21 protein-coding genes and 2 pseudogenes are annotated in these 25,464 nt (G+C 71.9%); 11 read left to right on the forward strand and 12 right to left on the reverse strand.

Annotated features, from left to right (window positions below; genetic code table 11):
• The 12 genes and pseudogenes from ACYQ8L_RS14435 to ACYQ8L_RS14490 form a co-directional block, all read right to left on the reverse strand.
• Positions 1–222: pseudogene (locus tag ACYQ8L_RS14435) on the reverse strand (DUF1614 domain-containing protein); the annotation flags it as partial.
• The gene (locus ACYQ8L_RS14440) at positions 219–986 is read right to left on the reverse strand and encodes an alpha/beta fold hydrolase (protein ID WP_459942512.1); all 768 of its coding nucleotides are present in this window, start codon (positions 984–986) and stop codon (positions 219–221) included. The gene ACYQ8L_RS14440 and the pseudogene ACYQ8L_RS14435, both read right to left, overlap by 4 nt.
• A 79-nt stretch (positions 987–1,065) precedes the next feature.
• Entirely contained in the window at positions 1,066–3,378 is a 2,313-nt protein-coding gene (locus ACYQ8L_RS14445; RefSeq protein ID WP_459942513.1) for a response regulator, read from the reverse strand.
• Positions 3,375–4,403, reverse strand: a complete 1,029-nt coding sequence (locus ACYQ8L_RS14450; protein WP_459942514.1) for a two-component system sensor histidine kinase NtrB — start codon at positions 4,401–4,403, stop codon at positions 3,375–3,377. Before ACYQ8L_RS14450 ends, ACYQ8L_RS14445 begins: the two co-directional genes overlap by 4 nt.
• A gap of 39 nt (positions 4,404–4,442) precedes the next feature.
• Entirely contained in the window at positions 4,443–4,817 is a 375-nt protein-coding gene (locus tag ACYQ8L_RS14455) for a YbaN family protein (protein ID WP_459942515.1), read from the reverse strand.
• Positions 4,817–7,384, reverse strand: a complete 2,568-nt coding sequence (locus ACYQ8L_RS14460; RefSeq protein WP_459942516.1) for a M16 family metallopeptidase — start codon at positions 7,382–7,384, stop codon at positions 4,817–4,819. Before ACYQ8L_RS14460 ends, ACYQ8L_RS14455 begins: the two co-directional genes overlap by 1 nt.
• Positions 7,381–9,285, reverse strand: coding sequence for an ABC transporter substrate-binding protein (locus tag ACYQ8L_RS14465; protein WP_459942517.1), 1,905 nt, complete (start codon positions 9,283–9,285; stop codon positions 7,381–7,383). Before ACYQ8L_RS14465 ends, ACYQ8L_RS14460 begins: the two co-directional genes overlap by 4 nt.
• On the reverse strand, positions 9,282–10,385 hold the full coding sequence (gene dnaJ, locus ACYQ8L_RS14470) for a molecular chaperone DnaJ (RefSeq protein WP_459942518.1): 1,104 nt from the start codon (positions 10,383–10,385) through the stop codon (positions 9,282–9,284). Before dnaJ ends, ACYQ8L_RS14465 begins: the two co-directional genes overlap by 4 nt.
• Before the next feature lie 213 nt (positions 10,386–10,598).
• Entirely contained in the window at positions 10,599–12,506 is a 1,908-nt protein-coding gene (gene dnaK / locus ACYQ8L_RS14475; RefSeq protein ID WP_459942519.1) for a molecular chaperone DnaK, read from the reverse strand.
• 73 nt (positions 12,507–12,579) lie between these two features.
• Positions 12,580–13,158 carry a nucleotide exchange factor GrpE gene (locus tag ACYQ8L_RS14480; protein ID WP_459942520.1) on the reverse strand — a complete coding sequence of 193 codons (579 nt, stop codon included), beginning with the start codon at positions 13,156–13,158 and terminating at the stop codon, positions 12,580–12,582.
• Positions 13,159–13,330: 172 nt separating this feature from the next.
• Positions 13,331–14,374: a heat-inducible transcriptional repressor HrcA gene (hrcA, locus tag ACYQ8L_RS14485; protein WP_459942521.1), complete on the reverse strand. Its 1,044-nt coding sequence runs from the start codon at positions 14,372–14,374 to the stop codon at positions 13,331–13,333.
• Positions 14,375–14,579: 205 nt separating this feature from the next.
• Entirely contained in the window at positions 14,580–15,773 is a 1,194-nt protein-coding gene (locus ACYQ8L_RS14490; protein WP_459942522.1) for a coproporphyrinogen-III oxidase family protein, read from the reverse strand.
• Between the two features lie 77 nt (positions 15,774–15,850).
• Between ACYQ8L_RS14490 and rpmH the strand changes: the two genes are divergently transcribed.
• The 11 genes and pseudogenes from rpmH to ACYQ8L_RS14545 all read left to right on the forward strand — a co-directional run bounded on the left by rpmH (position 15,851) and on the right by ACYQ8L_RS14545 (position 25,143).
• The gene (gene rpmH, locus ACYQ8L_RS14495) at positions 15,851–16,003 is read left to right on the forward strand and encodes a 50S ribosomal protein L34 (protein ID WP_025323655.1); all 153 of its coding nucleotides are present in this window, start codon (positions 15,851–15,853) and stop codon (positions 16,001–16,003) included.
• A 32-nt stretch (positions 16,004–16,035) separates the two neighbouring features.
• Positions 16,036–16,389: pseudogene (gene rnpA / locus ACYQ8L_RS14500) on the forward strand (ribonuclease P protein component); the annotation flags it as partial.
• Positions 16,341–16,559, forward strand: a complete 219-nt coding sequence (yidD, locus tag ACYQ8L_RS14505; protein ID WP_459942531.1) for a membrane protein insertion efficiency factor YidD — start codon at positions 16,341–16,343, stop codon at positions 16,557–16,559. The pseudogene rnpA and the gene yidD, both read left to right, overlap by 49 nt.
• A gap of 12 nt (positions 16,560–16,571) precedes the next feature.
• Entirely contained in the window at positions 16,572–18,191 is a 1,620-nt protein-coding gene (yidC, locus tag ACYQ8L_RS14510) for a membrane protein insertase YidC (protein WP_459942523.1), read from the forward strand.
• Between the two features lie 304 nt (positions 18,192–18,495).
• Complete coding sequence (gene mnmE, locus ACYQ8L_RS14515; RefSeq protein WP_459942524.1) at positions 18,496–19,878, forward strand: tRNA uridine-5-carboxymethylaminomethyl(34) synthesis GTPase MnmE; 1,383 nt, start codon at positions 18,496–18,498, stop codon at positions 19,876–19,878.
• Positions 19,879–19,920: 42 nt separating this feature from the next.
• Positions 19,921–21,810 (forward strand): tRNA uridine-5-carboxymethylaminomethyl(34) synthesis enzyme MnmG, encoded by a 1,890-nt coding sequence (mnmG, locus tag ACYQ8L_RS14520; RefSeq protein ID WP_459942525.1) that lies wholly within the window; start codon positions 19,921–19,923, stop codon positions 21,808–21,810.
• On the forward strand, positions 21,797–22,411 hold the full coding sequence (locus tag ACYQ8L_RS14525; RefSeq protein ID WP_459942526.1) for a 16S rRNA (guanine(527)-N(7))-methyltransferase RsmG: 615 nt from the start codon (positions 21,797–21,799) through the stop codon (positions 22,409–22,411). Before mnmG ends, ACYQ8L_RS14525 begins: the two co-directional genes overlap by 14 nt.
• Positions 22,412–22,865: 454 nt before the next feature.
• A complete protein-coding gene (locus ACYQ8L_RS14530) occupies positions 22,866–23,621 on the forward strand; it encodes a ParA family protein (RefSeq protein ID WP_459942527.1) in 756 nt (251 codons plus the stop codon).
• 18 nt (positions 23,622–23,639) lie between these two features.
• Positions 23,640–24,491, forward strand: coding sequence for a ParB/RepB/Spo0J family partition protein (locus tag ACYQ8L_RS14535; RefSeq protein ID WP_459942528.1), 852 nt, complete (start codon positions 23,640–23,642; stop codon positions 24,489–24,491).
• 59 nt (positions 24,492–24,550) lie between these two features.
• Entirely contained in the window at positions 24,551–24,823 is a 273-nt protein-coding gene (locus ACYQ8L_RS14540) for an AtpZ/AtpI family protein (protein WP_459942529.1), read from the forward strand.
• Entirely contained in the window at positions 24,820–25,143 is a 324-nt protein-coding gene (locus ACYQ8L_RS14545; protein ID WP_459942530.1) for an ATP synthase subunit I, read from the forward strand. The genes ACYQ8L_RS14540 and ACYQ8L_RS14545 overlap by 4 nt, the downstream gene beginning before the upstream one ends.
• Positions 25,144–25,464 lie beyond the last annotated feature (321 nt).

Raw genomic sequence — 25,464 nt, forward strand, 5'->3', positions numbered from 1 at the left:
ATCCAGCTCCGCCGGCTGGGGAGGCCCCTGGATCCGGCGTACCGGGATGTTGATGCCGCTTCCCAGGAGGCTTCCCAGGAGCACCAGGGGAACGGCCTGGGGCGGGAGGCCCAGCTTCGCGAAGGCCGCGCCGATGAGCCCCACCTGCACCAGGGCCAAAACGAAAAGCCCCAGGAAGAAGAGAGCGAGGGCGAAGACCAGGGCCAGGGGGAAGAAGATCATCCGACCGCCCTCTTCCAAAGCTCGGCCAGGGCCTCGGCCACGGCCCCGGGCGCCTCCAGGATCACCATGTGCCCGGCCCCGGGAACCAGGCGGAGGCCCGCGCGGGGAATCGCTTCGGCGAGCTCCCGGGAGAGCTCCGGCGGGGTCATGACGTCCCGGTCCCCGCACACCACGGCCGTCGGCACGGCGATCCGGCCCAGCGCCTCGGGCGAGAGCCCGTAGCGGCGGCAGGCCTCGAAATCGTTCCACAGCACCCCGGGGCCTGCGGCGGCCAGGGTGGCGGCCGCCTCCTTCCACACCCCCTCGGGCGTGCCCTTGGGGTAGCACCACCGGGCGATCCGATCCACCGTCACCTCGAAGGCCGTGCGGATGCCCTCGAGAATCGCCGGGTTGACCCCGAGCCGGGCCCCGGTGGCCACCGCGCCCAGCCCCAGCACGGCCGGATCCCCCGACGCCCCGAGCGTCAGGGCCACGGCCCCGCCCAGGGAATGCCCGGCCACCACCCAGGCCGCGAGCCCCCCCTCCCGCAGCCCCCGGGCCACGGCGTCCGCCAGTCCCTCCACGGTCCACTCCGGCGGCGGCGCGGAGCCGCCGTGTCCGGGCAGGTCCACGGCCAGGGCGGGAACGCCCCGGGCGCGCAGCTCCCGCCACACCGGGAGCCACAGCCCGTGGTGCCCCCCGGCGCCGTGGAGCAGCACGAGGGCCCGGCCGTGCGGGTCCGGGTCCCCGATCCAGTGGAGCGGGCGCGCGGGTTGGGAACGCATGGGGCCTCCTTTTCGTTCGGCGGTCCTCCGGCGGTGGGGCTCCCCCCGCCAGCCTACCCGCCTCGGGAAAAACCGCCAGCTACCGGGCCAGAATCCTTCCGATCCGCTCCACCAAGGCCTCGAGGCTCACCGGTTTCACCAACACCGCCTCCACCCCGAACCGGGCCACCCGGAGCACGGTGGCCCGGTCGCCGTGGGCGGTCACCACGAGAACCGGGGGTCGGCGCCGTCTCCGGGCCAGGGCCTCCAGCACCCCGAACCCGTCGAGGCGGGGCAACTGGAGGTCGAGGAGCACCAGATCCACGGGCACGCGCTCCAGGAGCGACACGGCCTGGAGCCCGTCGGCGGCCGGCAGGGGCGAAAACCCCTTTTCGAGGAGATACCGGCAGTACACGTCCCGAACCGCCGTCTCGTCCTCCACCACCAGCACGCACGGCCCCCCCGTTTCGGTCCCCGAGGAAACCGTTTCCGCCCCGGGGTGGCGCCGCGACACCTCCCCCAGGGCCTTGCGGGCCGCGTCGGCCAGCGCCGGAGCGGAGCCGCGGCACAGGGGAACCAGGGTGGGAATGCACGCGGCGGAACCCCGAAGCCCCAGGGCCCGCACCGCCTCCACCCGGGCGCCCACGTGCCCCCCGGTATCCGCGGCGACCGCCGCCAGGCACACCTCGACGCGTTGGGAGAGTTCCGGCGGGAACTCCACATCGGGCCGCGTCCAGCACCGGGCCAGGGCCCCCACCAAGTCCGGCCGGACCGGGCCCTCTCCCAGACGCTTCATCAGCGCCTGGGCCTCCTCGGCGCATCTCTCGGCCGTGCGCAGCGCCGACAGCCGGCCGGCAACGGCGAGATAGATCGCCTCCGCCAGCGAGGGTTTCCGGCCTGCCCGGTCCCGAAGCCCCTCCCGAAGCCGGTGCTGGAGCGTCTCCAGGACGTCGGCCGGCAGATCCTCGATCCACCCGGCCCAGACCTGCAGGAGCGGACCCTCCAGGGGAGCGGCCCGGGCGGCCTCCCGCATCCGGCCCTGGGCCTCAGGCCCCAGGAGGTCCCAGTTCACCACCGCCCGCTGGCGAAGCCGCAGGAGCGCCTTGGCCGCCGACGCGGCCCGCCAGGGTTCCGCCAGGAGGCAGGAGGCCAGTTCCGGGGCGGATCCCGCGTCGCCCCTTTCCCCCACCGCCGAGGCGGCCCGCTCCACCACGAGCGGGATCGCCGACTCCCGGCACGCCCGTTCCAGGGGTTCCAGATCGGCCGGGAACGCCTCGGCCACCTGGGACACCGCGACCAGCGCCACCCGGGGATCGGGATCCGAAAGGAGGTCGGCCCACAGATCCTCCCGGCCGGCCCTCGGCGCGGCCCGGGCCGCGGCGGCCCGCTGCTCGGGGCGGTTGGAGACTGCCCACTCCCCCAGGGTCTGCCCGCCGTCGATGGCGGCCAGCGCCACCAAGCAGGCCGCGGCCTCGGCCTCCCCGGCCCGGGACAGGACCTCCTGGATCAGGGGCTCCGCTTCGGGCAGGGGACTTCGCGAGAGCAGCTCCAGGGCCTCCCGGCGCACCGGTTCCACCGGCGAGGCCAGCAGGGCCCGCACCGCCTCCAGGGGCACCCCCTCCACGCCGCGGCACGCGAGACGGGCCAAGGGCGGCCCGATGTCCGGGTCCTCCGCCCAGCGCAACACCCCGCCCACCCAGCGGTCCCGGTCGGGTTCGGCCAGAGAAGGGTGCCGCGCCGCGATCTCCGCCAGGGCCTCCAGCACCCGGAGGTCGGGCCGGTCGAGGTCGAGGCCGGCGCGCAGGGCCCCGTACGCCGCCTCTCCGCCACGCCGGCCCAGCACCCGGAGGGCGACCGAGAGCCCTGCCTCCCCCAGGGCCGGCAGGACATCCAGGAGCAGGGGCTCCAGGTCCGGATCCGGCGCGCCCACGAGACCATCGAGCACGTCCGGCCCGGGTTCGCCGCCTTGGATCAGAAGGGGAATCCACCGGTAGCGGGCCGGGCTGCGGGCCTCGATCTCGGCCCGCCGGGCCGCTGCGGCGGACCGTAGCGCCGGATGGCTGGTGCGGGCCTCGACCTCGGCCAGGGCGGCGTGGGCGGCGGGGCTCCCGAGGTCCCCCAGGGTCCGCACCGTGGCCAACCCCCGGGGCAGGGCGGGCTGTTTCAGGACCCCCTCCACCAGGTAGGGGATCAGGGGTTCGGCCGACGTGGGAGGAAGGGCCTCGATCAGCAGGGCCGCGCGGCGCGGGTCGGGCTCCCGCACCAGATGAAGCCCCAGGACCTGCTGGCCCTGGGGGCCCGCCCGCTGCACGAGGGCCGGGAGCACCCGCCCCAACGCGTCGGCCGGCACCCGCACCCGGCCGGCCAGCAGATCCTCCAGGCGACGAAGCGCCTCCGCCCCCGCCTGGGTCATGGCGCCGGCAGCCGCACCCGAAACCGGGTCCCGCGACCCGGCTCCGACTCCCACGACACCTGGCCCCCGTGGGCCTCCACGATCTCACGGCACACCGCCAGGCCGAGGCCCCTTCCCCGGCCAGGTTTCCCCGACACGAACGGCTCGAACAGCCGCGGCGCGATCTCCTCGGGCACCCCGGGGCCGGTGTCGGCCACCTCGAGCACGACCCCGTCCGCCTCGGTCCACACCCGTACCCGCACCTCCCCCCCGGCACCGGCCGCCTCCACCGCGTTCTGGAGGAGGTTCACCACCACCTGTTCCAGCCGGTCGGGGTCGTGGGGAATCGCCGGCAGGGCGACGGGCACCTGGGCCTCCAGGCGCACGCACGCGTCCTCGGCGACCGGCGTCAGGAGCTCGACGGCCCGGCGCACCGGGGGGCCGGGGTCGGCCGTGCGCAGGGCGAGATCCCCGGCGCCCTGGAGTTCGGAGACCCCGTCCAGAAGCCGCGCCAGGCGCTCGGTCTCCTCGGCGATCCGATCGGCATACCGGCGGGCGGGCGCCTCCGGGTCGGTGATGAGCCCCAGGTACTGGGCCGTCGCGAGAATCGCGTTCAGGGGGGTACGCAGCTCGTGGACGAGCCGCCGCAGGGCCGCGGCCCGCTCCGCCTGGCGGGTCAGGTCCTCCAGGGTGCTCGAGAGCCGGACCCGCTCCGTGATGTCCCGGCCGGTGAGCACCGCGCCCAGGAGCCGCTCCCCCTCCTCAAGGGGGGAGACCGTGACCCCGAAGATCCGCGGTTCTCCGCCGATCTCCAGGGTCACCTCGTCGAGCCGCGCGGCCCGTCTCCGGCCCATGGCCGTGCGAACGGCCGCCAGGACCTCGGCCCCGAGCCGGTCTTCCACCTCCGCCCCGGTGGCGTCCTCCGCCAGGCCCAACGCCGTCCGGGCGGCCGGGTTCCACAGCGTCACCCGGGCCTCGGGGTCGAACACCACGAGCACGGTGTGGATGGAGCGGATCAGGATCTCGGCGGGAACGGTCGCGGACATGGAGACCCCTTTGCAGACGAACGGAGCCCGGCCCCCGGATCAGTCGTCGTCCGTGGGGAGGCAAAGGAGGTACGCGGACACGGCGGCCGCCACGGCCACGAGGAGAACCCGAAGCCAAACCGCCCGCACCGCCAGGCCCGCCGTCAGCCCGATCGTGATCCAAAGGAGCCCGAGGGCCCGATTCCGGGCCCTTCGGGGTACCCGGCCCGACCCGTACGCACGGACGAGGGGGCCGAAATGGCGGTGCTCCCGGAGCCAGCGGTGCGCCCGCTCCGACCCCCGGGCGAAACAGGCGGCCGCGAGGAGCACGAAGGGCACCGTGGGGAGAACCGGCACGAACACCCCCACGACCCCGAGCCCCAGGGCGACCGCACCGCCGCCCACCCAGAGGGCCCGGGCCGAGCGCTCCCGCATCAGCCGGCCGCGCCGTCCGCCCCCAGGACGACGCTCACGCAGCGCTCGGGCCGCAGGTACCGGCGGGCGGCCTCTTGCACGGCCCCGGCGTCCACGGCAAAAATCCGCTCCGCAAACGCCTCCAGGTGCCGGTACCCGAGCCCGTAGATCTCGTCGAGGGCCATCTGGGCGGCCTGGACCTGGTTGGACTGGAGCGCGATCTCGAAGCCCCCCACGAGCTTTCGCCGGGCCCGCTCGAGCTCGTCCCGATCGGGGGGTTCTTCGGCCAGCCGGACCATCTCGGCCAAGATCCCCTTCCTGGCCTCCTCGGCCCGGTCGGGCGCGGTGGCGATGTAGCCGGCCAGATACCCCGGGTCAAGCCCCTCGACGCACACGCTGGTCACCGCGTAGGCGAGCCCTCGCTCGTCGCGAAGCCGGCGGAACAGGCGGCCGCCCTGGCCGTTCAGGAGGGCGTCGATCACCCGAAGCGCATGCCGGTCGGGGTCGGTGATCCGGGCACCCAGGAACCCCACCACCACGTGGCTCTGCTCGAACGGGGCCGCCTCTCGGTGAACCGCCCGGGCGGGCGGCCGTGGGCTCGGGGGGTCGGGCGGGGCCGCTTCGGCGGGCCTCACGTCCTCCAGGGCCCGCTCCCAGAACTCGATCACCCGGTCCGGGCTCACGTCGCCCACCACGGCCACGGCCAGTTCGTCGGGCCGAAGGCCCTTGCGGTAGAAGGCCCGGAGATCGCCGGCCGTGAGCGCCCGCACGGCCTCTTCGGTTCCAAGCACGTCCCGGCCGAACGGGTGATTCCCGTACAGGGCCGCCTCGAACCGGCGAAACGCGAACCCCGAGGGGTTGTCGCGCCGCGCCCGGATGCCGGCCAGGGTGTCCTGTCGCACCTTCTCCACCTCGCCCTCCGGGAAGGTCGGGTGGCTCAGGATCTCGGCCAGGAGCTCGAACCCGTCCTCGGCGTACCGGGCCAGAAACTCGGCCCGGAGCCCGAAGGAGTTGCGGCCCGAGAACCCCTCCACCTCACCCCCCAGGGCGTCCATGGCGTGGGCGATCTCGTAGACGTTCCGGGTGGCCGTACCCCGGGTCCAGGCCCGGGCCAGGAGGTGGTAGAGCCCGGCCTTCTCGGCCGGCTCCCGGCGCAAGCCTCCGAGGCAGCCCACCCGCACGGCCACCAGGGGCACGTGGGGGTTCGTCTTCACGATCAGGCGGGCCCCGTTGGCGAGCCGGTGCCACACCCACTCCCGCCGCACGGCCGCGCTCCTGCGGTGGACCCGCCGCGCCTCCTCCGCGGCGGCCTCCACCCTCCGGGCCACCCCGGCGGGTTCGAGCCCGGCCCCCTTGGGCCGGAGTCCCACGACCACGGCCCGCTCCGGTCGCAGGTAGCGCTTTGCCGCCGCCATCACCTCGGCCGGGCCGACCCCCCGCAGGGCCTCCAGGTATTGCTCCTCCGCCTCCGCGCTCCCGAGGACGAGGTGGAAAAACCCCGCCTTCTCGGCCTGCCCCTGCACCGTCTCCCTCTGGTACACGAACTCGGCCTCCAGCATGAGCCGCGCCCGCTCGAGCTCCCGGTTCCCCACGGGCTCGTGCCGAAGCCGGAACACCTCGTGGAGCACGGCCTCCAGCGCCTCGTCCGCCCGCTCGGGATCGGCCACGGCCGAGGCGTACACGAGGCCCGGATCGCGGGGGGTGTACGCCCCCGCGGCCACCCCCCGCACCAGGTTTCGCTCCAGCTTCACCCGGTGATGGAGCCGCGACGCCTCCCCCTGGCCCAGAAGCGCGGCCAGAAGGTCCACGGCGGCCACGTCGGGGCTCCGGGCCGAGGGTCCGGGGAAGGCCAGGCTCAGGTACGCCTCGGTCACGTCCCGGTCCTCGAGCGACACCCGCGGCCCCTCGGGCCGGGGCTCCCGGGGGCGGGGGATCGGCCGGGGGCGGCCGCGGGGCCCTCCGTCGAACCACCGCTCGGCGAGCCGGGCGACCTCGGCCGGATCCACGTCGCCCGCCACCACGAGCACCATGTTGCCGGGCCGGTACCAGCGTTTCACGAAGGCCCGGCAGTCCTCGGACCGAAACGCCCTGACCGTGTCCTCGAACCCGATCACCGGCCGGCCGTAGGGGTGGACCCGGTAGGCCTGTTCGAACAAAAGCCGAGAGAGCCGCAGTTGGGGGTGATCGCGACCCCGCTTGATCTCCTCCAGGACCACGAGCTTCTCCCGCTCGAGCTCGGCGGGGTCAAACCGCGACCGGAACACGGCATCGGCTAGGATGTCGAGGCCTTGCTCGGCGAACCGGCTGGCCAGGGTCAGGGTGTAGACCGTGTGGTCGAAGCTCGTGAACGCGTTGATCTCTCCGCCGAGCCCCTCCACCTCGGCCGCGATCTGTCCCGGCCCCCGACCCTCGGTGCCCTTGAACAGCATGTGCTCCACCACGTGGGCGAGTCCCTCCTGGCCCGGAAGCTCGCTGGCGCTCCCGGCCCGGATCCACAGGTCCATGGCCACGACGGGCGCGGCCCGGTTGGGGAGCACGAGGAGTTCGAAGCCATTGGGCAAGCGGTGGAACACGGGCGTGTCGGTCATGGAACCCTCGGGGTGGGTGGGGGAGGCAGGTCACCGATCGGTTCGAAGCGGCCCCTTCGCACGGCAAGGAGCACCGGGGCGGCATGGAGGTCGCCCCCGGGGCTTGCCGACACGGGGCCCAGCGCCCCGGGCAGGTCACGCAGGCTCGCTAGCAGGGCCCGGACGTCGGGCCGGGTGGCCTCCGGGCCGGCGGAGACCACGGCTTTCACCGCGTCGTGGGCGTAGGCGGCCAGATCGTCGGGAGGCTCGCCGTAGGCCGTTTCGAACGCGGAGGAAAACGCGGCGCTCTCCGGGCGCGACGGGTGGAACGCGGCCGCGAATACGGCCCCCTCCACCGCGTCCTTCCCCACCTCCAGGAACTTGGGATAGATCCAGGAGCGGATGCCCAGGAGCCGAACGCTCTCCACGTCGTGGAATGCCAGCAGGGGGGCGACTTGGGCGGCGGTGAGGCTGGGGGCCGGCAGGAACACGGCGTCGAAGTCCACGATGGGCTTCGGTTTGTACTCCGCGAGGCGCTCCTCGTCCACCTGGGGCTCGAGGGCCGCCTCGGCCGGGGTCACCCCCAGGGCCTCCCACAGGGCCCGCTCCCGTTCCAGCCGGAGCCGTTCCTCCTCGAGGAACCGGGCCCGGATCTCCTCGGGCGTCAGCCCGTAGACGCCCGTGAGCTTCTCCACGGCGGCGCCCGCCGAAGCCAGATCCTCGGCAAACGCTTCCACCCCTGTGATCTCCCCGCCCTCGGCCACCACGGCGTCCCAGAACCGGTCCCGGTAAAGGCGGCCGGTGGGGGTGTCGGGATAGAGGATCGCGAACGTCCGGAGCCCCAACCCTGCCACCGCATAGCGCACGAGCGCCCGGACCTCCTCGGCCTCGGGGAGGTACATCCGGAAGACCCCATCCCCCGCCACCCCCTCGGCGGGCGTCAGGGTCACGAGGGGCAACCCGAGTCCCCGGGCCGCCGCGGCCGCGGCCGCGGCGGCATCACCTTTGAGGGGCCCCACCGCGGCCACCGCACCCTCGGCCGCCAGGGCCTCCACCTGGATGCGGGCCTCGTTCGGATCGGCGCGGGAGTCCTTGAGCACGATCCGGTTCCCGGGATCCTCGTCGCCGAAGAGCCCCGCCCCCAGCACGGCCCCCCGGACCGCCCGTTGGCCGAAGGACCGGAGGGGCCCGGAGAGGGGGACCAAAAGCCCGATGGTGCCTGGCCGGACGGCCCGCCGGGCCTCGATGTTCCTCCGCAGGGCCCCGGCCGAACGGCCCAGGAGATCGCCGGCAAAATCGGCCTCGATCTCCCCCAAAAGGGCCAGGGCCTCGTCCTCCGCGCCCCGCTCGAGGGCCAGACGGGCCAGCCGGAGCCGGGCGTACCCCCCCTCGGGGCAGAAGAGGCACCACGCGGCGACCCGTTTCAGGTCCTCGGGGCCCATGGCGTCCAGTACCCCCCGAATCGCCTGTCGGATCGGTTCCGCCGCGATGTCGTCGTCTTCGGGGATCGCCTCGGCGTAGGCGGCCACGGCCTCGGGGTACCGGCCCAGGGCCACGAGCACGTCGCCCAGGAGGCGCCGCGCCTCGGGGGTGGACTCGGCCCCGGCCAGGATCGCGCGGGCCTGCGCGAACTCGCCCCGCTCCACGAACTCCCGGGCCAGGGCCAGGGGGTCGGCGGTCGTTTCCGGCGGGGGTGGCGCGGCCTCGGCCTGCTCCGGTTGGACGGGGGCCCGGGGCGGCTCCTCCGGCGCCGGGGCGGGGGCGGGCCGCGGAGGCAGGGGTTTGGGCGCCGGCGGCGCCGCAAACACCTTCCGGTGCGCCTCGACGGGAGGCACGGGGGGCTCGGGCCGCACGGCCGGCGACGCACACCCCCCGAACCACGCGGCGGCCGCCAGGACCAGCCCGAGCCGCACCCCCCTCACACCCCGCCCCCGTTCAGAAACCGGCTCCGGAACCGGGCGTAGGGGGCCCCCGGATCCTCGGCCTCCAGCCGGGCCCACTCCTTCAGGAGCTCCCGCGCCCGCCCCTCCACCTTCTCCGGCACCTCCAGGCGCACCCGCACCCGCAGGGCGCCCCGGCCGCCTCCTTTCCGGGGGATGCCCTGGCCGGGCACCGAAAACTCGGCCCCCGGCTGGGTACCCGGGGGAACCTTCACCTTCACCGTGCCCCCGGAGAGGGTGGGAACCTCGAGCACGGCCCCCAGGGCGGCCTGGGCGAACGAGATGGGCACCTCGCACACGAGATCGCTCCCCTCCCGTTGGAACAGCGGGTGGTCCCGGACCTCCACCACCACGTAGAGGTCCCCGGGCGGCCCGCCGTGCTGCCCCGCCTCGCCTTCGCCGGCGACCCGCAGCCGATCGCCGGTCTGCACGCCCGGCGGAATCCGCACCTGGAGCCGGCGCACCACCTCCTGGGCGCCCCGACCGCCGCAGGCAGGGCAGGGGGACTCCGGCACCCGGCCGTCGCCCGCGCACACCGGGCACTCCTTTTCCACGTGGAAAAACCCCTGCTGGAACCGCACCGTGCCATGGCCCCGGCACTCGGGGCAGGCCACCCGGGGCGTTCCGGGCCGGGCCCCGGTGCCGCCGCACGAGCGGCACAACGTCCGGGCCGGGATCTCCAGATCCCGGATCCCGCCCTCGACGGCCTCGGCCAGGTCCACCTGGATCCGGTAACGCAGGTCGGCCCCCCGCTGGGGCCGCGGGCCCCTGGGGGAACGGCCCCCGAAGATGTCGCCGAAGATCTCCCGGAACAGCTCGTCCACCTGGGCCCGTAGGTCCACGTCGGCGGCCCGGGCCCTGGCCTGGGGCCGGCCGCCCCGGTCGTACTCGGCCCGGCGCGCCGGGTCGGAGAGCACCTCGTAGGCCTCGGCGATCTCCTTGAACCGGGCCTCGGCCTCCGGGTCCTCCGGGTTTCGGTCGGGATGGAACCGGAGGGCGAGCTTCCGAAACGCCTGCTTGATCTCGGTCGCGGTGGCGTTTCGGTGGATGCCCAGGATCTCGTAATAGTTCACTCGTGCCACGTCGCTCGTGTGCCGGATGGCGGTTGGAAAGCTAGACGGCTACCGATTCCGACCTCCGCCCCGCCGGGGGCGGCAACGCGGTGGGTCGGCCTTCGCATCCCCCGGCGGCGAAAGGGGCCTCCGGGCCGCCCATTGTATCCGCCGGGGCTCCGAAACGAAACAGGGGACCCCCGCGGGGTCCCCTGCTCGCGATCTCGCCCCTCGGGGGCGGGCCTACTTCACCTCTTCGAAGTCGGCGTCCACGACCCCCTCGTCGCCGCCCGAGCCGGCGGATCCGCCGGCCTGGGCCCCGGCCTCCTGGCCCCCCTGGGAGGCCGCGGTGCGCTTGTACATCTCTTCGGCCAGCTTGTGGGAGGCCTGGGTCAGACGCTCGAAGGCGCTCTTGATCCGGCCGATGTCCTCGGCCTTGAGGGCCTCCTTGGCCTCGCTGAGGGCCGACTCCACCTCGGAGCGCTGGGCCGCGTCAAGCTGGTCGCCCAACTCCTTGAGGCTCTTCTCGGTGGAGTACACCAGCCCGTCCAGGCGGTTCCGCTCCTCGGCGAGCTCGCGCATGCGGCGGTCTTCCTCGGCGTGGGCCTCGGCGTCGCGGACCATGCGCTGGATCTCCTCCTCGGACAGGCCGGACGAGGCCTTGATCTCGATCGACTGTTCCTTGCCCGTGGCCAGGTCCTTCGCCGACACGTGGAGGATGCCGTTGGCGTCGATGTCGAAGGTCACCTCGATCTGGGGCACGCCCCGGGGCGCCGGCGGGATGCCCACCAGCTCGAACCGGCCGATGGTCTTGTTGTCGCGGGCCATCTCCCGCTCGCCCTGGAGCACGTGGATCGACACCGCGGTCTGGTTGTCCTCGGCCGTGGAGAAAATCTGGCTCTTCCGGCACGGGATCGTGGTGTTGCGCTCGATGATCTTCGTGAACACCCCACCCAGGGTCTCGATACCGAGGCTCAGCGGCGTGACGTCCAGAAGGAGCACGTCCTTCATCTCGCCAGCCAGCACCGCGGCCTGGATGGCGGCCCCGATCGCCACCACCTCGTCGGGGTTCACGCCCTTGTGGGGCTTCTTGCCGAAGATCTTCTCGACCCGCTCCTGTACCGCCGGCATCCGGGTCATGCCGCCCACCAGGATGACGTCGTCGATCTGGGACGGGGAGAGCCCCGCATCCTTCAGGGCCTGGCGGCACGGCGGCTCCAGCTTGTCCAGGAGGTCGGCGCACAGCTGCTCCACCTTGGCCCGGGTCAGCCGGATGTTCAGGTGCTTGGGCCCGGTCTGGTCGGCCGTGATGAAGGGCAGGTTGACCGTGGTCTCGGTCATGGACGACAGCTCCATCTTGGCCTTCTCGGCGGCCTCCTTGAGCCGCTGGAGGGCCATGGGGTCGCCCCGGAGGTCGATGCCCTGCTCCTTCTTGAACTCGTCGGCCAGGTAGTCGATGATCCGCTTGTCGAAGTCCTCGCCGCCGAGGAAGGTGTCGCCGTTGGTGGCCTTCACCTCGAACACCCCCTCCCCGATCTCGAGGATCGAGATGTCGAAGGTGCCGCCGCCCAGGTCAAACACCGCGATCTTCTTTTCGCCCTCCTTGTCCAGCCCATACGCCAGGGCCGCGGCCGTGGGCTCGTTGATGATCCGCTTCACCTCGAGCCCGGCGATCCGGCCGGCGTCCTTGGTGGCCTGGCGCTGGCTGTCGTTGAAGTAGGCCGGCACCGTGATCACGGCCTCGGTGACCGGCTCGCCCAGGTAGTCCTCGGCGGTCTGCTTCATCTTCTGGAGGATCCACGCCGAGATCTCGGCCGGACTGTACTTCTTGCCCCGCACCTCCACCCAGGCGTCCCCGTTCGGCCCCTCCACGATCTTGTAGGGGACCATCTTTTTGTCTTTCTCCACCTCGGGGTCGGTGTACTTCCGGCCGATCAGCCGCTTGATCGCGAAGATCGTGTTGGCCGGGTTGGTGACGGCCTGGCGCTTGGCCGCCTGGCCCACCAGGCGCTGGCCGTCCTCCGTGATCGCCACCATGCTCGGCGTGGTCCGGCTGCCTTCGGCGTTGGGGATCACGGTGGGCTCGCCGTTTAGCACCACGGCGACCACGCTGTTCGTGGTCCCCAGGTCGATTCCGATGATCTTGCCCATGGGTCTCGCCTCCTAACTAGAATTTTGGTTCTGCGTGGTTTCCCGCGGCCCCGTCGGCCGGGGCGCCGGTACCTTAACCATCGCCCTCCCCGGCGGCAACCTTGGTCACCACCACTTTTGCGGGCCTAAGCAGCCGGCCCTTGAGGCGATATCCCTTCTCGTACACCTGGTGGACCTTGCCGTGCTCCTCGCCCTCTACCTGGGCCATGGCCTCGTGCACGTAGGGATCGAAGGGTTCCCCCTCGCCGGGCACCGGTTCCACCCCGTGGCGCCCCAGCACGTCGTGGAACTGCTGGATGACGTGCCCGAGGCCTTCGAGGAGCCCCTCGTACCCTTCGGCCCCGGCCTGCTTCGCGTGCTCAACCGCCCGCTCCAGGTTGTCCAGAACGGGCAAGAGGTCCCTGAGCACGGCCTCGCAGCCGAACTCGGCAGCCTCCTGCAGCCGGCGCTCGGTACGCTTCTTGTAGTTCTCGAACTCGGCCGCCAGGTAGAGGAGTTTCTTCCTCGTCTCCTCCAACTCGGCGGTCACCCGGGAGAGACGGTCCTCTTCGGCCGCCGCCTCGCCGGTCTCCGGCTCGGTGGCCGCCGGGTTCTCCGTTTCCTCCGCAGAGGCGGCCTGTTCCTGCCGTTCCTCTTCGCGTTCTTCCGCCATGGTTCGCATCTCCTTGTAACTTCGGTCGGCGGTCTTGCGGTCTCCGGTCCGCTGGTCCGGGTTGCGGTGGTTCCTCGGTTTCTGCCGGACCGGCCGACCGCGGGACCGAGGACGGAACGTTACGGTTCTTGCAAACACGCCGCCCCGGGCCCCGGGCGGCCCGCGAGCGGGATCACAGGCGGGCCAGCGCCTGGCCCAGGAGCCGGGCGGCGTACTCCACCAGCGCGATCACCTCCCCGTACGGCATGCGCTTCGGCCCGATCACCCCGACCGCGCCGAGCGGATGTTCCTCGTCGCCATACGAGGTGGCGACCACCGAGCACTCCTGCAGGTCGGCCACCGGGTTCTCCGCCCCGATGGATACCTGAACCCCCGGCGCCTCCAGGGCCCGATCGAGGATGCGAAGCAGGATCCCCTTGCGCTGGAACGCCTCAAAGATCTGCCGCATCTTCGCCACGTCGCGGAACTCGGGCTGGTCCAGCAGGTGCAGGGGTTCCCCCACGTACACATCATCGCCGTCGCCCTGGGGGGTCACGGCCTTCGACCCGATCTCGAGGGCCCGCCGGAGCATGCGGTCGTACTGGACCCGTTCGTTCTCCATCTCGGCCAGGATGCGCTCCCGCACCGCGACGAGGGGCACGCCCTCCAGGAGACTGTTCAGGTAGTTGGCCATGGGTTCCAGCTCGGCCTGGCTGGTCACCTCGGGCGCCTCCACGACCCGGTGGTGCACGACGCCGGAGCGGGTCACCAGGATCACCAGCACCCGGCCGGGCCGGAGAAGCACGAAGTCCACGTGGCGGAACACCCGGACCTCGAGCCGAGGGGCCACCACCAGTCCCACCTGGTGGGCCACCCGGGAGAGAACCCGGGACGTCGCCTCCAGCAGCGACTCCAGGGCCTCGTCCTCGGCCGGGCGGATGCCCTCCCTCAGCTTCCGGCGCACCGTGGGGGGGAGGCTCCCGCCCCGGAGGAGATGATCAACGTAATATCGGTATCCCCGGTCCGTTGGCTGGCGGCCGGCCGAGGTGTGGGGTTGGCACAGGTATCCCATCTCCTCGAGATCGGCCATCACGTTACGAACCGTGGCCGGGGAGATGTCGAGCCGGTACTTCTTCACCAGGTTCCGGGATCCCACCGGCTCGGCGCTCTGCACGAACTCCTCGACCACCGCTCCCAGGATCCGGGCGTCGCGTTCCTTCAGCACCTCTTCGGTCATGGCGCTCCTGCCTTAGCACTCTTCCAGGGGGAGTGCTAACGGGCCGTACCGTAGCAACGCCCCCCGGGGTAGTCAAGGAGATCGCCGACACCCGGGGCTTCGCCTGTGCCCGGCGGCGACACAGTCGCGGAGTCGCCTATAGGCATTTCCCCTCCACGCCAGGGCGCCCTGCGGGCCCGGGGACGTTCGCCGGGTTGGGGTTGGGCTACCCGGCCTGTTCGCCGTCTTCGGAGTTCCGTTGCCCGGTGTCGGCAACGAGCCGCTCCCAGAGCCACAGGGCAAGCCCGTCCGCGCGGAGCATGCCTTGGGGGGTTGGCCGGTTCCGGCGGTCGAGGTCCCCCCCGCGGCGGAGGACCTCGAGGAGGGGCTCCGCGCGGCGGGGTTCCAATCCGTGCCGCCGGAGCACGTCGGCCGGCCAGGGCACCGGCCGGCGCGCCCACAGAAACAGGGCTTCCAGCAGGGCGTCCCCGGCCGAGCGCTCGTCCACCGATCGCGGGGGCGGCGCCCCGGCCTCCAGGGCCCGTAGCCAGCCCTCCAGATCGGGGCGGTTTTCCCAGCGGATTCCCCAGGGACCCAGGTCCGGGTCGAAGCTGTGGGCGCCGGGGCCCAGGCCCCGGTAGGCCTTTCCCTCCCAGTAGGCGAGATTGTGGCGGCACTCGGCGCCGGGTCGGGCGAAGTTCGACACCTCGTAGGGGTGAAGCCCCTCCGCGGCGAGCGCCTCGTCCACGGCCTCCCAGTGCTCGGCGGCCTCGTCCGGGGCCGGCCAGGGGAACCGACCGGCCTCGGTCGCCCGGCGCAGGGGGGTTCCATCGTGGAGTTCCAGCACGTAGACCGAAACGTGGTCGGCGCCCGCACGCACGCAGTCCCTCGCCCACCGGGCGGCTTCCCGGGCCTTGAGCCCGGGAAGCCCGATCAGGAGGTCGGCCGACACCGATCGGACCCCCGCCGACCTCGCCGCCGACAGGTAGGCGAGGGCCTCGGCCGCCCCGTGGCGCCGGCCGAGGGTTCGGAGCCATCGGTCGTCGAGGGCTTGCACCCCCACCGAGACCCGGGTGGCCCCGGCGCGCCGGAGCGCGCCCGGGTCGGGGCCGGCCCCGGGGTTCACCTCGATCGTGATCTCCGCGTCGGGGGCGATCCCCCGCACCCGCCGGAGGGCGTCCAGGATCCGCGCGAGTCCCTCCGCGCCCAGGAGTCCCGGCGTCCCGCCCCCCAGGTACACCGTGTCGAGGGGGCCGACTCCCGCGCCCCAACCCTCGATCTCCCGCTCCAGGGCTCGGAGGAACCGCGGGATTCGGTCGACGGGTTCCCCCGAGTAGAACGCGCAGTACCGGCAGCGCGCGGCACAGAACGGCACGTGCACGTAGGCCGACCGGGCGGAAAAGGGGCTTGACGCCGACACGGAATGTGCCGTAGGGTTCCGCATTTCCGAAACCGTTCCGAGTTTGATCATGACCGGACCGCCGAGGAGGTTCTCATATGCAGCAGTTGACCTACAATCCCAGCCGCATCCGACGGAAGCGAACCCACGGGTTTCGGGCCCGCATGGCGACCCGAAACGGCCGCAAGGTGCTGGCGCGCCGCCGGAAGAAGGGCCGGAAGCGGCTCGCGGTCGAGATCCCGCGCAAGTAGACCGCAGACCGAGCGAGCGGTTTCCGCGGGCATGCCGGATCCGCAAGCGGGCGGAGTTCGACCGGGTCTTTCAGGGGGGGACCCGGGTTCACCGCCCCCTGTTCACCGTCGTGGTCCTACCCCGGCCCCAGGCACCAAGCCGCCTGGGGCTTGTGGTGTCGAGGAAGGTTGGCAAGGCCCACGACCGAAACCGGGTGAAGCGGCTCGTGCGGGAGTACTTTCGCCGAAACCGGCATCGGCTGCACCCCCCGATCGACTGCGTGGTGATCGCCCGCAAGGGGGCGGCGGACCTGGGGTACCAAGAGGTGGGGGCCGAGCTGGAACGGGCCTTGGCCCGCTGGCTTCGCGGGCCGCGGCGGGGCTCATCCGGGTCTACCGGACCCTGATCTCACCGGTTTTGCCCCCGACGTGCCGTTTCCACCCCTCCTGCAGCGCGTACGCACTCGCCGCCTACCAGCGATACCCGTTCTGGACGGCTTCCTGGCTGACCCTGCGAAGGCTCGCCCGGTGCCATCCGTGGCACCCGGGCGGGTTCGACCCCTTGCCCGACCCTTAGGACAGGACCGATATGGACAGCAAGCGAACCATCTTGGCCGTGGCCCTCTCCATGGCCGTTCTGGTGTTGTGGCAGTACCTGTTCGCCCCGCCGCCCCCGCCGCCGGAAGGCAAGCCGGAACCCGAGACCGCCGCAGCCCCCTCCACCACCCCGCCAGGGTCTGCGGCGGACGCCAAGCCGCAGGTGGAGGCTCGGACGCCGCCGACCCCGATGGAACCCCAGGCGCCTGCGACAGTTGAAACCGTGGCGCTGGAGAACAAAGACCTCCGGGCGGAGATCAGCTCTCAGGGGGCCGCGATCCGCCGGGTGGAACTCAAGGGCTATACGGAGCGGGGAGAAGAGGGGGATCGGCCCGTGGAGCTCCTGGCCGCGCCCTCCGGGTTCGACCTGGCGGGCCAGGTGCGCCTCGGCGGGAGCGATGTGCCCGGGACTGCGGTGTACCGGGTTCTGGAACGGTCCGAGCGTCGGGCGGTCCTGGCTTGGGACGGCGCCGACAGGGTGCGGGTCGTGCAGACCTTCGAACTCCCGGAAGAGGGGTTCGCGGTGGGGGTCACCGTGGAGATCGAGAACCGGGGCCAGGGCCCCCTGGCCGACCGGATCGTCTGGACCCTGGTGCGGGACTTCACGGGGGCGTCCAAGGACAAGATGAGCCGCTACAACTTCCACGGACCCGCCTACATGGCCGACGGGGAGTACGAGGAGGTCAAACTCAAGAAACTCGAGGACCCCGTCACCGCAACCGGGCCGATCGGGTGGCTCGCCATGGTGGACGGGTATTTCCTCGTCGCCGCCGTGCCGGCCGCGCCGGCCCAGGAGGTGCGGCTCACCCGGTTCCGGGGCCTCGAGGAGGTGGCCCAGGGGGAGCTCGTGGTGCCCCTGGAGCCGGTCTCGCCGGGCCGGTCGGCCCGGGCCGAGTTGCGGGTGTTCGCCGGGCCGAAGCTCCGGGAGGCCCTGGCCCCCCTGGGCGCGGATCTCACGGAGGTGGTCCATTACGGGTTCTTCCACCCCGTGGCCGTGCCGCTCTTGTGGTTCCTCAAGGCCATCTACCGGGTCACGGGCAACTACGGCATCGCGATCATCGTGCTCACGGTGCTTGTCAAGCTCATCTTCTGGCCCCTGAGCGCCAAGAGCTACCGCTCGATGCAGAAGATGAAGGAGATCCAGCCCAAGATCCAACGCCTGAAAGAAAAATACGGGGACGACAAGGAGCGCCTGAACCGGGAGATGATGCAGCTCTATAAGACCCACAAGGTCAATCCCATGGGCGGGTGCCTGCCCATGCTGGTGCAGATCCCGGTGTTCTTCGCCCTGTACAAGGTGCTCCTGGGCTCGATCGAGCTCCGGCACGCCCCGTTCATGCTCTGGATCCAGGACCTCTCGGCCAAAGACCCCTACTACGTGACCCCGCTCCTGATGGGGGTCACGATGTTCCTCCAGCAGAAGCTGACTCCGGCTACGGGGGTGAACGAGGGGCAGATGAAGATGATGATGTACGGGATGCCCGTCATCTTCACGTTCCTGTTCCTCAACTTCCCCTCGGGCCTCGTGCTCTACTGGCTCGTGAACAACATCCTGAGCGTGGCCCAGCAGGCCTGGATGATGCGGGAGTCTCGGAAGGCCGCGGCGGCCTGACGGGGCGGGTCGCCGCAGGGTGTGATCGCCCCCTCGGCTCTGACCGACGGAACGGGGGAGCCCCCGCGGGGCTTCACGACCGGGGAAGGGAGCGGGGTCGGGTTTCCGGGGGGAGCAACCTCCCGGCGGGGACCCGGGCCGAGGGCCCGCGGCAAGGATTCCCCCGGCTCGCGAAGCGTTCGCACGGGCTGGAGGGGGACCGTGCCGCCGGACCCGTTTGGGTTCTGGGCCGCCTAGCCGCCAGGCTGCCCCACCGCCCGGCGAAGACGAACCTGCAGACACACGACGCCCCCACGGCTTCGACATGGAACGCCGTCACGACACCATTGCCGCCGTGGCGACTCCCCCCGGGACCGGGGGAATCGCCATCGTACGGGTGAGCGGCCCGGGCAGCTCCCAGGTGGCCCGGGCCGTTTTGCGCCGGCGGTCCGGGACCGACGTCCTGCCCCTCTTGCCTCGCACGGCGCTCCTGGGCACCGCCGTCGGACCCGACGGCGGCATGTTGGACGAGGTTCTGGCCCTGTGGATGCCCGGCCCCGCCTCGTATACCCGGGAAGACGTGCTAGAGATCCACTGCCACGGCGGCCCGGCAGCGGCCCAGGGGGTGCTCGGGGCGGCCCTGGCGGCCGGGGCCCGCCTTGCCCGGCCCGGGGAGTTCACCCTGAGGGCGTTCCTGAACGGCCGAATCGACCTCGTCCAGGCCGAAGCCGTGCTCGACGTCATCCAGGCTCGGACCCAGGAAGCGCTCCGGGCCCACGAGGCCCTTCTCGCCGGCGCGCTCTCCCAGGAGGTCGGAAGCTGGCAGGACCGCTTGGGAGGCATCCTGGCACGGGTCGAGGCGCACCTTGACTTTCCCGAGGAAGACGACGTGGGGGAGGAGGACTGGGGGGAGATCCGGGAGGAGCTGGGGCAGCTCGCACGGGAGATGGAGCGGAAGCTCGAGACCTTCGGCTGGGGACGCACCGCCCGGGAGGGGTTCACGGTGGCTCTCGTGGGAGTGCCCAACGTGGGGAAATCGAGCCTGCTCAACCGGCTGGTGGGGGAGGAGCGGGCCATCGTCACGGAACTGCCCGGAACCACTAGAGATTTGGTCGATGGCTGGACCCAGGCCGGGGGCGTTCCGGTGCGTTTGGTGGATACCGCGGGGCTCCGTGCCGCCCGGGACCCGGCGGAGGCGGAGGGGGTTCGACGGGCCCAGAGGGCGAGGGACGAGGCCGACGCCGTGGTCCTCGTGTGCGAGGCCGGACGAGCCCTCCGTCCCGAGGAGGAGGAAGAGGCGAGGGGGCTTGCTTCCCGCAACGCGGCCGTAGCCGCCGTCAACAAGGCCGATCTGGGCCCCGGCCCCCTGGAACGGTTGAGAGCCCTGGGCCTGGAGCCCGTGCTGGTGTCGGCCCGGACCGGCCAGGGGATTCCGGAGCTCCTGGAGCGGATCGCCGCCTTGGCGCTGGGAGGATCCCGAGGGCCGACGGGGGAGGCGCCGCTCACCCGGGAGAGGCACCGGCGTCTGGTGGAGACCGCCCTGGCCGCGGTCCGCAACGGGGCCCGCATTCTGGAGGGCGGAGGGATTCCCGAGGTGGCGGCCAGCGAACTCCACGCCGCGAGGCGGGCGCTCGCGGAACTCCTCGGCTGGGGAACGCCCGACGACGTGCTCGACCGGATTTTCTCCCAGTTTTGCATCGGCAAATAGGCCGGGATGTTTCACGTGAAACATCCCGGCCGGAGGACCGCGATGGAGTGGGACCGGCGCTATGACGTGATCGTGGTGGGCGCGGGCCACGCCGGCATCGAGGCCGCCTTGGGGGCGGCCCGAATGGGCGCGTCCACGCTGCTCCTGACGCTTAACCTCGACGCGGTGGGGAAGATGTCTTGCAACCCCGCCATCGGGGGTCTGGCCAAGGGACATCTGGTGCGGGAGGTGGACGCCTTGGGGGGCGAGATGGGGCGGGCCATCGACGCCACCGGCATCCAGTACCGCCGCCTCAACACCCGCAAGGGGCCCGCCGTGTGGGCCTCCCGCGCCCAGGCCGACCGGGCCGCGTACGCCGCCCACATGAAGCGGTGCGTCGAGTCCCAGCCGAACCTCTCGGTCCAGCAAGCCGAGGTGGTGGCCCTCTGGGTCGAGGGTTCCGACCTCCGCGGGGTGGTCACCCGCGAAGGGGTCCATTTTCCCGGCCGCACCGTGGTCCTCTGCCCGGGCACGTTCCTGAACGGGCTCGCTTACGTCGGCCTCAGGTCCTACCCCGCGGGCCGCTCCGGAGAACCCCCGTCCCGGGAACTCGCCGAGAGTTTGCGGGATCTCGGGTTTCCCCTAGGCCGGCTCAAGACCGGCACGCCCCCGCGGCTGAATGGCCGAACCATCCGTTGGGACGCCCTAGACCTCCAGCACGGCGACCCTGACCCCCTCCCGTTCAGCGTGGACACACCGGCCATCGACCGCCAGCAGGTGCCCTGCCACATCACCTACACGAACCCGAAGACCCACGAGATCATCCGGGCGAGCCTCGACCGTTCGCCCCTTTACACGGGGGTGATTCAGGGCGTCGGGCCCCGCTACTGTCCCAGCATTGAGGACAAGGTGGTCCGGTTTTCGGACCGCGACCGGCACCAGGTGTTTCTTGAGCCCGAAGGCATGGGAACGGCCGAGGTGTATCCGAACGGCATCTCCACGAGCCTGCCCCTGGACGTGCAGCTCGCCCTGGTTCGCTCCATCGAGGGCCTGGAGAGCGCCGAGATCCTCCGCCCCGGGTACGCCATCGAGTACGACTTCGTGGATCCCCGGGAGCTCTATCCCACCCTCGAGTCGAAGCGCCTTTCCGGGCTTTTCCTGGCCGGGCAGATCAATGGCACCTCCGGGTACGAGGAGGCAGCGGCCCAGGGCATCCTGGCCGGGATCAACGCTGCGCTCCGGGCCGGTGGGGCCGATCCGGTCTATGTGGGCCGCCACGAGGGCTACCTGGGCGTGCTGGTGGACGATCTCGTCACCCGGGGCACCCGGGAGCCCTATCGCATGTTCACGAGTCGCGCGGAGTTCCGGCTGCTTCTTCGCGAGGACAACGCCGACCTCCGACTGGCGCCCCTCGGGATCCGGGTGGGCGCCGTCCCTTCGGCTCGGGCCGAGGCGTTTCGCCGACGCCAGGAGCGGTTCGGGGAACTCCGGACGTTTCTCCGATCCGTTCGGGTCCGGCCCGGCCCGGAAACGGACGACGTTCTCCGCGCGGCCGGCGAGCCCCCCCTCCGGGAGGCCGCGACCCTGGAGGACCTGCTGCGCCGGCCCGGGCTTTCCCTCGAGGCTCTCCGCCCCCTGGCCCCGGCCTGGCCGGAGCACGATCGCCGCGACGCCATCACCGTGGAAGCCGAGGTGAAGTACGAGGGATACATCCGGCGTGACCTCGAGGGCCTCGAGCAGCTTCGCCGGCTCGAGGCCACCCCCCTTCCGCCGGACCTCGATTACTCCCGGGTGGAAGGCCTGGCCACCGAGGTCCGACAGATCCTGGCCCGGGCCAAGCCCCTCACCCTGGCCCAGGCCCTCCGGATTCCCGGAGTTCGCCCCTCCGCCGGCCCCGTGCTTCTCGTCCACCTCAAGCGGCTCGGCGCCCTTCGATCCCATGGCGGTTCCTGACCCTTGGGCCCCTCTGAGGGGGCTACGCGAAGACCTGCCCTGGGACGACCTCGGGCGGCTCGCCGACGAGCTCCTTCGCTGGAATCGGGCGATCCGCCTCGTGGGCCCCAGAACCCGCGACGGCGTCGCCCTCCAGATCGCCGACGCCGTTCTCCCGTTTCTTCTGGAGGCCCCGGGTTTTCCCTTCCTCGACATTGGCACCGGCCCCGGTCTTCCGCTCCTCCCCGTTTCCCTCGTCTACCGGGGCCAGCGTTGCGTCGGCATCGAGCCCAGAAGCCGGCGGGTAGCGTTCGTGCGCCACGCCGCCAGGGTTCTGCGTCTCCCCCACACTGAAGTCTACGAGGGCCGGGCTCCCGAGATTCTCGACGAGGCCCCCGAGCTCGCCGGGGAGTTTCGTACCGCGACCCTTCGGGCCGTCACCCAACCGCTCGAAGCCCTGGCACTCGCGCGGCCGTTCCTGGCCCCCGTCGGCCGGGTGTTTCTCCTGCTCGGGCCCGGGCCTGTTCCCCCCGCGCCGGGCTGGACCCTCCTCACCCACAGACCCTGCCCCCCCTTGCCGGGATTCGGGCCCCGGGCCCTCGCCGTGCTGACCCCGTGTTGACCCCGGCATCAGGGGCCAGAATTCTGAGGCGAGATGTCGGAGCCCCCGTCCTCTGATCACTTCCTCCTTACCGGCAGGCCCTTTGCCCCGCCCGACAGCCTTCGCGCCGACGCCGGTCCCAGGGGGAGTGTTTTGCGATCAGGCCGTCCCCGCTGCCTACCGGGGCTTATACCAAGTTGCGGTTAAACCGACACCCATCCCCGGGGCCCGGCATGGGGCCTGCTTCCGCCCGTGCGTGAGTGCGGCATCCGGCCACTGTAGGAGCCACGCCCGGCGTTCCAGCAGGCCCCATGCCCCCGATCGCGTCTATTTGGCCGCCGGAGTACTAACCCCTCGCTGCGGTGGCCGATCCTCCCGGGCCGATGTTTCACGTGAAACATCCCCTCCGGCGCCGCCGAGTCGGTTCCCCGTCGCCGCCCCCTGTGCTACCATACGCCGCCTCAGGAGGTGGCCCATGGGCAGGATCCTTTGCACGGCGAACCAGAAGGGGGGTGTGGGGAAGACCACCACCGCCGTAAACCTCGCGGCGTCCCTCGCCGCCGCCGAGCGCCGGGTTCTCCTCGTGGACCTCGACCCCCAGGCCAACGCCTCGAGCGGTCTCGGACACCGCCTCGCCCCCGGCGACCCCTCGTCCTATCACCTTCTTTTGGCCCAGGCCCAGGTGGCGGATCTCCTGCGACCGGCCGATCTGCCGAACCTCTCCCTGGTTCCGGCCTCCCGGGACCTCGCGGGCGCCGAAGTCGAGTTGGTGGGCGAGGACCGCCGGGAGTTCCGGCTCCGGCAGGCCCTGGCGCCCGCGCGCGACGAGTATGAGTTCATCCTCGTCGACTGCCCCCCGAGCCTCGGCCTCCTCACCCTCAACGCGTTGGTGGCTGCGGACGCGGTCATCATCCCCCTTCAGTGCGAGTACTATGCCCTGGAGGGCCTCGGCCAACTGCTCACCACCATCCGCACCGTACGGCGGACCTTCAACCCGCGGCTCGAGGTCGAGGGCATCCTTCTCACCATGTTCGACGCCCGGAACAACCTCAGCCACCAGGTGGCCGACGAGGTCCGGCGCCACTTTCGGGACAAGGTCTTCCGCTCCGTGATCCCCCGGAACGTCCGCCTGAGCGAGGCGCCCAGCCACGGCAAACCCGCCCTCCTCTACGACGCCCGGTCCACCGGCGCCCAGAGCTACCTGCGGATGGCCCAGGAACTCCTCTCGTAACCCGGAGGGAGCCGCCCCATGAGCCGCAAAAAGCGCCCCGCCCTAGGAACCGGGCTCGACGCCCTTTTGCCCGACCGGTTGGAGGGAGAGTATTTCCTCTGCCCCATCGAGGAGATCCACCCGAGCCCCCACCAACCCCGGCAGGATTTCGAGCCCGAGGCCCTTGAGGACCTCGCCCAGAGCATCCGGGAGAAGGGCCTCGTGCAGCCCGTCATCGTCCGGCCCGCCCCCCAGGGGGGCTACGAGCTCATCGCCGGCGAACGCCGGTGGCGGGCGGCCCAGGTCGCCGGCCTCACCGAACTCCCCGCGATCCTCCGCCACGCCGACGACGAGGAGGTGCTGGAGCTCGCCCTGGTGGAGAACCTCCAGCGGCAGGACCTGAACCCCGTGGAGGAGGCCCTGGCCTACCGGGTGCTGATCGAGCGCATGGGGCTGACCCAGGAGGAACTCGCCCAGCGCATCGGCCGTTCCCGGCCGGCCGTGGCCAACGCCCTTCGGCTTCTCACCCTTCCCGAGCGGGCCCTCACGGCCCTGCGGGCCGGCCGCATCACCGCCGGCCACGCCCGCGCCATCCTGAGCCTTGAGGACGAGGCGGAGCGGCTTGGCCTTCTGGAGGAGATCCTCCGCAAGAACCTCTCGGTGCGCCAGGCCGAGGAACTTGCCCGCACGCCCCGGTCGCCACGGCCCCGGCAGTCCCCCGCGCCGGATCCCAATGTCCGGGACCTGGAGGAGCGTCTTTCCCGGCGCTTCGGAACGCGGGTCCGTCTCTCTCCCGGAAAGAAGAAGGGCTCCGGCCGCCTCACCATCGAGTACCGAAACCTCGACGACCTTGATCGCATCTTAGCCCTGTTGGAGGCTGTCTCCCCCTGAACCGGAGCGCCCCATGGCTGGGCGCTCCCTCCCCGCCCCCGACTCGCCGCGAGGCTTCGATGGGCGAAGGCAAAAGGCGCTGGGGCATCGACCCCGGGGAACTCAAGGAACTGTCCGAAAACCTCGGCCTTCTGACCCACCTGGGGCTCACCATGGTGGCGGCCATCGGCATCGGCCTGGCGATCGGCCACGGGTTGGACCGCTGGATGGGAACCCGCGGGGTTTGGAAGGCGGTGTTCATCCCCCTCGGGGCGCTTTCCGGCATCTGGACCGTATACCGGATCGTGATGGAAACCATCGAGAAATCCGATCGTCGGGGGAGGAAACCGTGACCACGGGACTACCGGTGGCCGCCGGCATCGCCGGCCTCGTCGCCGCCCTATGGGGCGGCTGGACCGCCACCGCCGGCGTGGCCTGGGGGGTTCTGGGAGGGGTCCTGGCGCTTCGGCTGCACCTCGCGACCCTCCGCTGCTTTCCTTCGGACCCCGGTCGTGCCCGGCGCCGCGCCGCCGCCGGAGCCCTCGGCCGGTTCGGGCTGCGACTTGCCTTCCTCGCCGCAGCCATTACCTTATCGCCCGCGTGCTTCGCGGGCACGGCCGTGGGCCTCTTTCTGCCGCCCGCGCTGGTGGCGTATCACGCGACCCGGAGCTGAAGGGCTACCGGGAAGCAGGAACCAGTAGAAAGCTCCGTAGGCCGCGAGGCGCGGCCTGTTTGCAAAAACAATAACTTCCGACTCAGCCACACGGTGCGCCGCGGCCGTCTCGACCACAGGACCGAAGACCGCGAGACCGGCGACCGACGACCGAAGTTGCTTGGAAGCTCCGGTAAGCCGCGCGGGGCGCGGCCTGTTTGCAAAAACAATAACTTCCGCCTCGGCCACACGGTGCGCCGGGGCCGTCTGGACCACGGGACCGCCGACCGCGAGACCGCCGACCGTGGACCGAAGTTACTTGGAAGCTCCGTAGGCCGCGAA

The sequence above is a fragment of the Deferrisoma palaeochoriense genome (genome assembly GCF_054656955.1).

What these genes read in the sequence shown, in the direction of transcription:
- ACYQ8L_RS14445 (WP_459942513.1), bottom strand. Translation starts at nt 3,378, where the DNA reads ATGACCCAGGCGGGGGCGGAGGCGCTTCGTCGCCTGGAGGATCTGCTG.
- hrcA (WP_459942521.1), bottom strand. Translation starts at nt 14,374, where the DNA reads ATGACCGAAGAGGTGCTGAAGGAACGCGACGCCCGGATCCTGGGAGCG.
- ACYQ8L_RS14460 (WP_459942516.1), bottom strand. Translation starts at nt 7,384, where the DNA reads ATGACCGACACGCCCGTGTTCCACCGCTTGCCCAATGGCTTCGAACTC.
- ACYQ8L_RS14455 (WP_459942515.1), bottom strand. Translation starts at nt 4,817, where the DNA reads ATGCGGGAGCGCTCGGCCCGGGCCCTCTGGGTGGGCGGCGGTGCGGTC.
- mnmG (WP_459942525.1), top strand. Translation starts at nt 19,921, where the DNA reads ATGGAGTGGGACCGGCGCTATGACGTGATCGTGGTGGGCGCGGGCCAC.
- ACYQ8L_RS14480 (WP_459942520.1), bottom strand. Translation starts at nt 13,158, where the DNA reads ATGGCGGAAGAACGCGAAGAGGAACGGCAGGAACAGGCCGCCTCTGCG.
- ACYQ8L_RS14440 (WP_459942512.1), bottom strand. Translation starts at nt 986, where the DNA reads ATGCGTTCCCAACCCGCGCGCCCGCTCCACTGGATCGGGGACCCGGAC.
- ACYQ8L_RS14450 (WP_459942514.1), bottom strand. Translation starts at nt 4,403, where the DNA reads ATGTCCGCGACCGTTCCCGCCGAGATCCTGATCCGCTCCATCCACACC.
- ACYQ8L_RS14535 (WP_459942528.1), top strand. Translation starts at nt 23,640, where the DNA reads ATGAGCCGCAAAAAGCGCCCCGCCCTAGGAACCGGGCTCGACGCCCTT.
- ACYQ8L_RS14530 (WP_459942527.1), top strand. Translation starts at nt 22,866, where the DNA reads ATGGGCAGGATCCTTTGCACGGCGAACCAGAAGGGGGGTGTGGGGAAG.
- dnaK (WP_459942519.1), bottom strand. Translation starts at nt 12,506, where the DNA reads ATGGGCAAGATCATCGGAATCGACCTGGGGACCACGAACAGCGTGGTC.
- rpmH (WP_025323655.1), top strand. Translation starts at nt 15,851, where the DNA reads ATGCAGCAGTTGACCTACAATCCCAGCCGCATCCGACGGAAGCGAACC.
- mnmE (WP_459942524.1), top strand. Translation starts at nt 18,496, where the DNA reads ATGGAACGCCGTCACGACACCATTGCCGCCGTGGCGACTCCCCCCGGG.
- ACYQ8L_RS14540 (WP_459942529.1), top strand. Translation starts at nt 24,551, where the DNA reads ATGGGCGAAGGCAAAAGGCGCTGGGGCATCGACCCCGGGGAACTCAAG.
- ACYQ8L_RS14525 (WP_459942526.1), top strand. Translation starts at nt 21,797, where the DNA reads ATGGCGGTTCCTGACCCTTGGGCCCCTCTGAGGGGGCTACGCGAAGAC.
- yidC (WP_459942523.1), top strand. Translation starts at nt 16,572, where the DNA reads ATGGACAGCAAGCGAACCATCTTGGCCGTGGCCCTCTCCATGGCCGTT.